This window comes from Flavobacterium sp. HJSW_4, from assembly GCF_042436695.1.
Taxonomy (GTDB): Bacteria; Bacteroidota; Bacteroidia; order Flavobacteriales; family Flavobacteriaceae; genus Flavobacterium.
In genome coordinates this window covers 1-10,720 of the sequence record NZ_JBHNPP010000062.1, presented here as the reverse complement: position 1 = coordinate 10,720, position 10,720 = coordinate 1, and the positions used below count along the sequence as shown (strand labels likewise).

Annotated in this window: 2 protein-coding genes; both read right to left on the bottom strand. The window is 34.7% G+C overall.

Annotation, left to right across the window (positions count from 1 at the left end):
- Positions 1-4,421, bottom strand: a 4,421-nt coding sequence (locus ACE01P_RS24035; RefSeq protein WP_379701595.1) for a VWA domain-containing protein, incomplete at its 3' end; no start/stop codon positions are given.
- A gap of 12 nt (positions 4,422-4,433) precedes the next feature.
- Positions 4,434-10,720: hypothetical protein (locus ACE01P_RS24030; RefSeq protein WP_379701594.1), on the bottom strand; the 6,287-nt coding region annotated here is incomplete at its 5' end.

The window sequence follows — 10,720 nt, the reverse complement described above, 5'->3', positions numbered from 1 at the left end:
AAGAAATTTTGCCATCTGTTAGCGAAATACTTTTCATTATTTCCACCAAGTTTACTTAGTTCTTCACGAATTTTAGTAATTGTTGCTGTTTCATACAAAGCACTTAATAGCGCTTGATCATTTGCCCTGTAATGCAACATTCCGTAAGGTTTGTGCGTATATCTAGTTGTGAATGTATATGTTGATCTGTTGAAAAAATCAGGTCTTGTGGCATACAAAGCTCCTTCTACATCCTCAGGTTTTACAGGTTCTTCAATTCTAACTGCATACATTGGAGTTGGCGCACTAATTTTAGAATCATAGTTGTAACCATTTGAATGGCTGCTAATTCCGAAAATTGAATAATGCGTATTTTCTCCTTCTCTCGGCTGAATGCTTTCTTTTGTAATTCCGTTTGAAGAATCAGTAAAAAGATATACTTTATAACTTGGATAATAATTTACTTTCTGTTGTACATTTTCTTGAAAAAGGATGTGATCATAAGTCGGATCCATTTCTTGGGTTCCGTCTTTTTTAATTTTAAAATTAGGATCATTGACAATTAACACTAAATCCTGGTCTGTACCGATATTGTCTACACGTACAACTTTAAATTCTTTTCTAGATTTTACCGGAATAGGGTTAGAGCCTTCAAAACAGCTTGTAGTAAACAAACGCACAGTTCCGTTCGTCCATTCAACTGAATGTCCATTGTTTGCATTGAATTGCGGATGCTGAGCTAATTTTAATCCTTTGAAAGTAAGCTCGTATAAACCAAAATGTTTTTTCTCTGTACTAGGAAGTGGAATTGGATTTCCATCGTTATCCAATATATATTCTCCTTTTGTATCTACTTTAAAAGCTTGCTCAAGAACTTTTTTAATTTCTACTTTATCATTCCAAATTCCGCGAGTTTTTTCTACCTGTAAAGTGTCATTTCCTTGACTGTCTTTTTGCGAAACAATCTCTCTATTTACAGTTTTTAAAGCTTGTGGTACTTGAACCTGAAAACCAATCGGACTTGGCTGTCTCCAGTTTGCAGGCGTTAACATATTTTCAACTAAAGAACATAATTCGTTAACTGGTTTTTTGATTGGCTTAATTTGTTCAGAATCAATTGTTGCATCACCGTCAGAAAGGCTTTGACCTACTTCTTTTTTAAGTACTTCGATATCTGCAGAGGCAAATTTTCCATTGTTTAAGACAACATTAATATTCTGAATGATATAATTTTCATCCCCAACAGTTAAAATACCTCCGATAAATCTATTCTTATTAGCATTAGTTAAGTTGATTTTAATGTCTTCACCGCTACTTAGAATTTTGTATTCGTTAATTGTAATAATTGAGGTAAGTTCATTTGATAAACTATCTGCAATGTTTGTAATTTTTCCATGTTCAATTTGAGGAAGACTATCTCTGAAATAAAGTTTGAAATAATCGGCAAACAGTTCTTCATTATCTGGATAAATTTTATTAGAAAGTAAAGCATCCTCTTTGGTCATGCCGTCCGGAATGCTGTAACTTAATAATTCCTGAGCAGAATAATATTCAAAAAGAAGTCGGATGTAAGTTTTATCAGCTAGTGCCTTATTGTCTAAAAGAGTTTTCAGTTTAACTTGCTCACTCATCGAAGTAAACATCAACGGATTTTCTTCTGTAATTAATAAAGAATTAATTCCAGTCGGAGGCATTAACGTATTATTCGGTTTAATATGAGAAGTAATTTCTAATTGTCTTCCAGATGTTGCTCTCGAGAAAATATTAATTCCATATCCTTGATAGACATAGGTTTGCAAACCTGTTTTTTCTTGACGAACGTTCAAAAATGATTTTCCAGAATCAGGAATAATGATCGGAGCAGGCTCAAAAGAAGCTGTGGCTAAGTCTTTGGTAACGTTAGAATAGGCTGTATCGCAAGCTAATTCTGGCTTTTGCCAACTTAATTCTCCTTTAAATTTATAATCGACTCCGGCATAGATTGGGAATGTAAAAGTGCTTCCGTCAAATTCGTCTGTAGAATCAAAGAAAGAAGTATTTACACTATAATCTGCGATGTCATTCATAAACAAACTCACATATCTTTTCTTTCCATCAAAACTATATCCATTTGGATCTGTAATTTTTGCTGATTGATCGTCTTCATCAGAACCTGCGTTAAGTCCTGGTAAAAATTTACTCAATTGTACAGGAAGAGGCAAACGTTCTGTGTTTACAGAAGTTGGAATACTCATAGAAAGATGCTGTACTTCTTTAGGAGCTGTACCGCCTTCTAAATTCTTAAACGTAACATATTCTGTTAGATAGATATATTCTCCAGAAAGAACTGCTTGATCAATATCGATGCATCCTAAACCTAACATTCTGGCGATATGATAATCATTTGCAGCAATGTTCAATAAGTCAAGATTAGAAATTTCAGTTGAATTTTCTTCAAATTTTGCTTCTTCTCCTGGTTCAGGTTCATTGGCAGGAATATTGTCTTGAAATTTGACCGTTTCTTTTGCAGTCGGATTTGTACCATCACGACTTAGTTCGATGTAACTTTCAATAACTTCTTTGATGTTTTTATCATCGTCATCTGTTGGACGTTTCCATTTATCTTTGTAGTTATTTACGTTTACATATTCTCCATCATTAAATTTTAACCATTTTCCGTGAACAGCATTCAGTTTTGGCTCTAATTGTTCAAAAGCTTTAGAATCAGTAGTTGTTAAAGCATATTTTCCTTTTAAATCCCAATTGCCACTTGTATTTGCATTTTGGATAAAGTCACCATAAAATTCAAAATTGATTTCGTTTAAAAGGCATTTATTTGCTTTAAAACGAATGCTTCTTCCGTTTTCGGCTACAACACGAATTGCATTGACTTCTGCTGAAGAATAGGATTTACGATTTGTAACTCTTTTTGATGCTGCAATACTGTTTTCAGCTACAGATAATGTTTCTAATTTTACAATGCTAGAGCTTTCTGAAGAACCAAATTTAAGTTCGGCAGCAAAAAACAATTCGGTTTTGTTTTCAACTTCAATGATTTCATTTCCATAAGCTTGAATAAAACCAGATGGATTTGTCATCGGATTAATGCTAGTTCTTGTTAAAAGATATTTTGCTTTGTTTTTGAAATAAACATAAATTGATCTTTGCGGAGCAGTTTTGTAAACCCATAATGCTTTATTGTTATCTACATTCTGAGGTTGTTTTGTTAAATCCAATTTATGAACAACTTTAGTATAAGGTGATCGGTATAATTTTACGAAATCATCAGGTTTGTTAAAACTAAGATTACCGCCTGTATATAAATCACCTTTCGGAAGATGGTTTGCTCCCAATTCTCCAGCCAAAAGCCAACGAAGATGAATTCCTTTTGTACTATCAATACCTTTAGAACCTGCCGCTGCGATCTGTAAACTTGTAGATTGCAAAGCAGTTTTGCTAGAATTAATATCAACAATATAAACCTCTTTGGTTACAGTAAAACTGATTTTAAAATTGCTAGGATTTAAAACGCCAGGCAAAACAATTAAGGCATTATAGGTTGCCATTGCAGCAGGAGTTCCGTCAATTCGAATTTTTGCTTCTACGCTACCCAGACCAGGAATAATAACAGTTTCTTCAAGTCTGAAAACCAATCCGCCAAGATTACTTGCATTGTGAATTCGTATTCCGGCAGGCAAAGTAAGAGGCACACGGCTTTTGTTTCTTAGAACCAAAGTTCCAGCGCTTTCGCGTACAGCAAGACCTTTCTTAAAAACAGGATAAACCAATTTATTTTGAGCAATACTCACATTAGGCAAACATCCAATTTGTGCGCCTGATAAATCGCTGCTTAACTGATTTAATTCTGCTCCTAAAGTGCTAAAATCCGGAACTCTGATATAGTCTGTATTTAGCATAGAAAGACCGCTGTTTTTTAGTACAGGTGTTTTTCCTAAAAAGTTAGTAATCGGTGTCACCAACTCGGTAGCATTGTTTACGGTGCTTGTGACACCGTAAACAAAAATATGTGATTTATCATCCAGATTTTGATATAAATTTTTCAGCAAATTGGTATCATTGACCTGCAAACCATCTGTAACAACCACAACAACGTCTGGAATTACAGTCAAGTTGTTTACAACTTCTAAACCAGAAGCCCAGTGATCGGATTGAGGATTGGCTGATCTTGAACCAAAACCGTTAATCCAACTTAAAAAACTGGAAGTATTTCCCGAAATTCTTTTTTGAATAACATGCTCTGATCTTGAATTGCTGTCGCTACCAGACATTCCGATTAACGAAAGCGTGATTTTGCTTTGAGCTTGAGAATTGATAAATGAAGTCAGCCCATCTCGTATTTGCTGCGCTTCATTGCCATTTATCGAACCCGACTCATCGACAACGATAGCGATGTACGTTTCGCAACCTGAGGATTGGCTTTCTTGAAGATTTATAGAACTCATTTTTATTGTTTTTTAAAGATTTATATTTTCAATAGTTAAGGTTACCGGCTCAGCAGCACGAACTGTTAATGGCGTTGAATACTGTTCAGTAGATCCGTTATTATTCCACATTCTGTATTCGAACTTGATATTTAAAATTGAATCAGTAATTTTTTTACTGTCATTCATAATTAATATCTGAGCATAATCTTTAGAATAAATTGCTTTATAGTTTGCTTTTGCTGCACCAGCATCGTCAACTACTGAAATGGTATTTTGAATTTCTTCTAATGGAATTTTAGGAATATTGAATGGCTCTGGATTTCGAACTAAAAGCGCAACAACATCACCAGTATTAGTATTGATAATTCGGTTAACTTCTGTAGATTGAGCAGGATCAACAGGAGACATTTTTAAGATTCCTTCAAAAGCGCGATCAAATAAATGTTGATATTTTAATGCTAATGAATTACTTAAAGTGTCATCAATTCCAAAAACAACATTGTTTAAAGATGTAATCTGATCTTCACTTAAACTTAACGGAATATCAAATAATGCTTTTCTTCCTTCGGCTTGGTCAAGAACATAACTGTTTACTTGCTCTGCAAAATCTCTGTATCGAGAGGTTTGGAAACCAAATTGGTGCACTAAGATGTTTTCATTATCAGTTGGAATTCCATTTTGATTTTTATCGAAATAGTTTTTCGCTAAAACAGTATATAATTTCGAAGGTTTTAAATCTGTTAATTTAACCTCGTATCCATACGATTTTGGTTTTAAAGCACTTCCAATTGTAATGTTACATTTTATTTTGCCAGTACTTCCTTTAATCATGTTTTGTAGCATCTGGATATTCAAAGGAATTCTAGGATCGTTATCATCAACCCATTTTGTGTTTTCTTCTTCTGCCCGCGGATAAGTAGTAGGATTTTCTACTGTTTGTACTGGTAACGGATATTGAATAAGTAGATCATTCAAAGGATCTTTAATAATAAGATTTAAAGCACCATCAATTTTTGCTCTGCTGTCATACGCATCCCATTCTTTAAGCATATGATACACATAAGGATTCTTGAAGAACATTGTTATCTTACATTGTTCATTTCCATAGAATGAAGGTTTAGATAATAACAAACTTCCATCGGCATTTGGGTAAGAACGGTTGTAATCTAAATACTGTCTCAATGAAGTCAATGGCGATTTTGATAAATCGGTTAATTCATTTTTAACAACTGTTTGTCCTGGAGGAACCACAGGATCTGGAACAGGGTAGTGCCCAACAGGTCCTAATGTTTTGAAACCATAATAGTAATCGAAGTTGACAGGCCCTCCATTATCTACTCTATCTGCCAAAGTAAATTTTAAGCAATAAGTTGAATTTGGCCTCCAAATTGGTTGAACTGTATTTTGAATCGCAGCTTCCATTGCTTTATTATCTTCAGCAACAGCGGTAGAATCTGGAATAGTTAAATTATGCATCGCACTTTCCATAGTTAGCCATTCAATTTCTTGAATATTAGTTCTATAGTTTACTTCATTATCATCATCAGAATTTCCTCCAGCAGAACAAATAAGAGCGTTGATTGTCAATAAATTTGAAGATTTTGTTTCTCTTGTATATTCCAATTTAACAGTGCTGCCTAAGTCTGTATGGGTTGCGGTAGAATCTGTTAAAGCAGATGCAGACGAAATAACCGAAACAGTTTCTTTTGGATATAAAGAACAGTTATCAAATTGATCATTAAATAAAGAGAAATAAACTCCTTTTTCATTTTGTTTCGACGAAAGCATTAGAATTTCATTTTCCGTAGGCTCATTTTGAATGTTAATAATAGAAGCTTTATCATTTGTACTTCCTCTTTCGATTAATCTTGCAAGGTTTAATGAAGTATTAAATACAAACAAATATTTTTCATTATAAGCAATAACAGAATTGTCAACCAAAGTCTTATTCGACAAATAAATTGCAGAATCAAAAATTGTATCGTTTTTGACAACTGTAATAGCAGATCCGTTAATTTGAGCCAATCCGAATTTTCCGTTTGTCAATTTAACCGTAAGTAAGACTTTGTCATTGGCAATTACTGCATCTGTAATTTCAGAAATTGAAGATTCTGCAACTAATTTTGTATCACCAGCTAGAATTGTCTTAGCACTTGCATTGATGCTGAAACGAATAACTTTTTTGTTTTTAGTAATCAAACTGAAATCAGTGCTATTGTGCTGAAGAACTTTAATTGCCACTTCGTTTACTTTTACACGACGTAAAAGAGAACGATCTGTGCCGTTAACCCAGTTAATTTGAGTTCCATCTTCTAAAGCATTAATCCAAAGCAATTCATTATTTGGCAATGAAATAAGCTTGTTGAATCCTTCAGAATACGTATTCATATACTGCATTCCAGAGTTTCTGTTTAATTCAGAATCAAGTTCAACAATAGCAGTTGTAGCAGCAGGAGCTACGCAACCTACAATAAAAGTATCATTAACAACAGCTTCTCCAATTCCTTTACATTGAGTGGCATCTAAAGCTTGAGTAATCAATAAATTATTGTTTACGACTTGCATAGATGTTACCAAACCATTCAATAAACGCTCTCTCAACAGATTTCCTTTGGCATCAATTTGTGCGATAACCGTAGTTTTCGGCGTTGGATGAAATGAAATTAAATACGTGTCATTGTATTTGAAAACTTTATCAAAGGCAAAAAGAGATCTTCCGTTATATCCGTAAAAACGGGTAAATGTCAATGGTTCAGAAGTTACAGTTGGATTATCGTTACCTGCTTCCGCTTTTAATTCTGCCAACTTCGCTACTAAACGATCGTATTCAGCTACATCGCTTGGTTCAGACACAACAAACTCTCCATCAGCTGAAGCGTAAGTATCATTAAATAACGCAGCAATTTTATTTCGAACATCTAAAATAGCGTCAGCATTTGCTGCTACAGGACTGATGACAATTTTATCAATTTTCTTTTTTGATAAAATATCTCCGTTTTCATCAAATAAAGTAATTGGCGCTCTCAGTTCAGCTTTAGTGTAAGCGATCTCATATAAAGCTGGCGAATTTTTAGCCTTACGTATTTTAACTTCTTTATATTTAGACAACTTATCTCCTTCTTCAAAAAATGAAGTATAAGCACGAATATTTACTGTTTTTGCTTGAGTTGTAAGTTTTAAAGTCGGTTCAATAGCAGATTCAGGGAAAATAATTTCCAGTTCATCATAATTTTTGAATGAAAGCGATCTTCTAAAACCAAAAGGATTGCTTTCTCCAGAAATGCTCATGAAATCACCTTCAGTAAGCTTGCCATCCACGATTTCAGGTGTTTCACCAACGAGTTTAAAGAACAGACCATTGATTCTATCTGCTTCATATTGAGTAGGTACATAATAACGTTTTCCTATTTTTTTGTTTAAAAAATTGACACGCTCTGCTTCAATGCTATCAGAAACACAGAACAACTTAGAAGGAGTGATTCCGAATTGCTCCGGAACATGCCATCCAGGTTCTCCAGCACTTAAATAGGAGAATGGATTAGTAGCCAAGACACGAATACTATCGTATTGATCGACTACTTTTTGCCATTGCGCCCAAGGTAATTTGTCTACAAGTCCTCTAGAGTCTTTATCAACAACAGCTTTAAAAGGATGATAAGTCTCCCACGAATTTCCATTTGCAGAAAGTAATTCAATCGATTCAATTGAATATTCGTGTTTTACCTGACGAAGTTTTCTACCTGCTTTTGATGTTGCTTCAGGCGGCATTAAATCAGTATAATTTTTTGCATCTGCTGTGTATCCACCAATTATTTTAGAAAGACTAGTGTTTGGCAATACCCCTTTAGTCATTTTAATATCGATGAAAGTGTCTAGTGGAATCACTTTAGAAATGGCACTAGGACTAGGCATCTGATTAAAATAATCAAGCAAGAAAGCTTCATTTGTAAGCATGTGGACTCCTTTTACAGAATCAGCAGTTCTGTTATCATTAGCATCTCCATGTGTACCTTTCGGAAGCGGACTGTAAGGTGTACGATCTACAATTCTGTTGATATCCCATTGCAATTCTATTTTGAAATTTTTACGAACTCTAACGAAGCCAAGCTTAACACGCACACTCAACTCTAATTTTGCATAAATCAAGAAAGGTTTAAATGATTCTACAGAGAAAATGGTGTCTAAGACAATTTCAACATTGATGATCCAGATTTTAATCTGAATTCCTCCGCCAGCGGCAATGTAACCACCCATTTGAGGACGTTTGAATGAGATTTTTCCACCCATTTCCAAGTAAGCCCATAATTTGACTTTTGCAGGTCCGAAGCTTTTCTCCAGTTTAAAGTCTAATCTTGCTCCAGCTTCAATTCCTTGAGCCGAAAGCATAAGATATGCTTTAGCTGTAAATAAGGTTAAGATTCTAGCCGTAATTGGATCTTTTTTAGAACCAAGATTAATGTACCAAGGCTTCTGGTTTTTGAAGAAAAATCCAGCTTCTAATAAAGCATGTAGCTGAATGATTTGTCCACCATCTTTTGGCATTTGGAAATCTGCTCCAGCAGCTAGTTCCAGCGAATTATCTCCGAAGGCAACCATTGCAAAGAATGGAGGAGTGCTTTGATCTTTCTCAATTGGCCCTAATCTATCGCCAAGAACATTCAATCCTGCCTCAATGTAAAATAGAGTAGGCAGAGAAAGCAATAACATGGCTCGCATGTTTAAAATAGTTCCGCCTGTTGATTCAAAAGTTGCACCAGCTCCAATAGAAAATGGTGACTTATATTGCATAGAATCTGGCGGTCCACTGAATTTTCTAATATTGATTCCGGCTTTTGGATGCTTATAGAATTCGTACCAAGAATTTTCGGTTGTTAATCCAGCCGCTTTTTTCGTAGCCACATATCTAAATCCTAATAAACCTCTGAAACCTGTGATTGAAAGAAATCCAAGCGGAATACCTGTAGGTAATTCAATACCTGCATCAACTAAGAAGGCAGGGTATTTAGGAGCAAAACGCATTCCTACGCTTCCTGTAATTTTCGCTTTAGGTAATTTTAAAGAAACCTCTCCCATGAATTCTTTTGATTCTCCCGGCTGAGGTAACGAAATCATACCATGGATAATTGCCATAGCAGATGCCTCTGTAGCTGTTCCAGGAATCATCAAATCGACTTCAATAGTCTGAATTCTGATGAATGAATCTTTAAATCCTTCTTCTGTACTGTAATAATATTTAATACCCTCACCACGAGCATCTAATCCTAATGGATTGACACTGATAGCACCATCAAATCCCCAGAAATTATATTTACGCCCATTAATTTGTGTTGAACCAAAGTTGATGTTGCTTACCGCCATCTGAACTGGTCCAAGATTCACAGATAGATTAATCGGAATTGGAATGGAACCTCCTTCAACTTCAATGCTTCCATCGCTATAAATGCGAAGTTTCTCAACATCAAAACCTTGGCCTTTTGCCAATCTGTTCATTAATGTTCCTTCAGGGAAAGACACGTAACAAGAAGTTCCTACATAATAATCGTCATCTTGTTTTCCGAGTTCAAAACTGTGAAAATCGAAATCTACTAGACCAAATAAATTGGCTTGAGGCTCATTTTCTTTATCAAAAGAAGCAGTAAGATTAAAGTCTCCGTCGTCGTATAAGTGGCCTTCAATGTCAACAATAAATGGAGTATTACCTTTTTTAAATTTTGGAATTTCTAAAGCACCTTTTATGTTAGAAGAGATAACTCTATTTTGTTTGAAGGAAATATCAAATTTGTTAAAACCAACTCTGAAGCTTTTAGCTATATTAAACCACATGTAATCAGTTTCACCAACAGGATTTCCAACAATTAGAGATTCTAACCCAATTGTTCCAGAAATTCCACCTTCTGTACCAATTAATAATTGTTTTCCAGTGATTTGTAATGTAGCGCCGTTTTCTTTTTTAAACCATTTTTCGGGTAATTTTATAGCTGCTTTTTCAGCATAAACCCCTCTAAATGATTCTCCTCTTCCGTCCGCATCTGCTTCGGGAATATTTTTATCTCTACTTAAATCTACTTTTAATCCTGAAAACTCTGCGATTAATCCAGTGTTTCCAATCATCGATCTGTTTAAACTAAAGCTAGAGATATTATTAAAGATAAATCCGCGATTTGAAGAATATTCTAAGCTTCCAACATCAAATTTTAAGTAGCTAAAATAATTTTCAGGCAATGGATCATCCAAAGCTATTCCGGTAACATTTTCATTACCAGTATAAACTGGTTGTAGCCATTTATGAGGAAATTGAAGCCCTACGCTAATTTCAT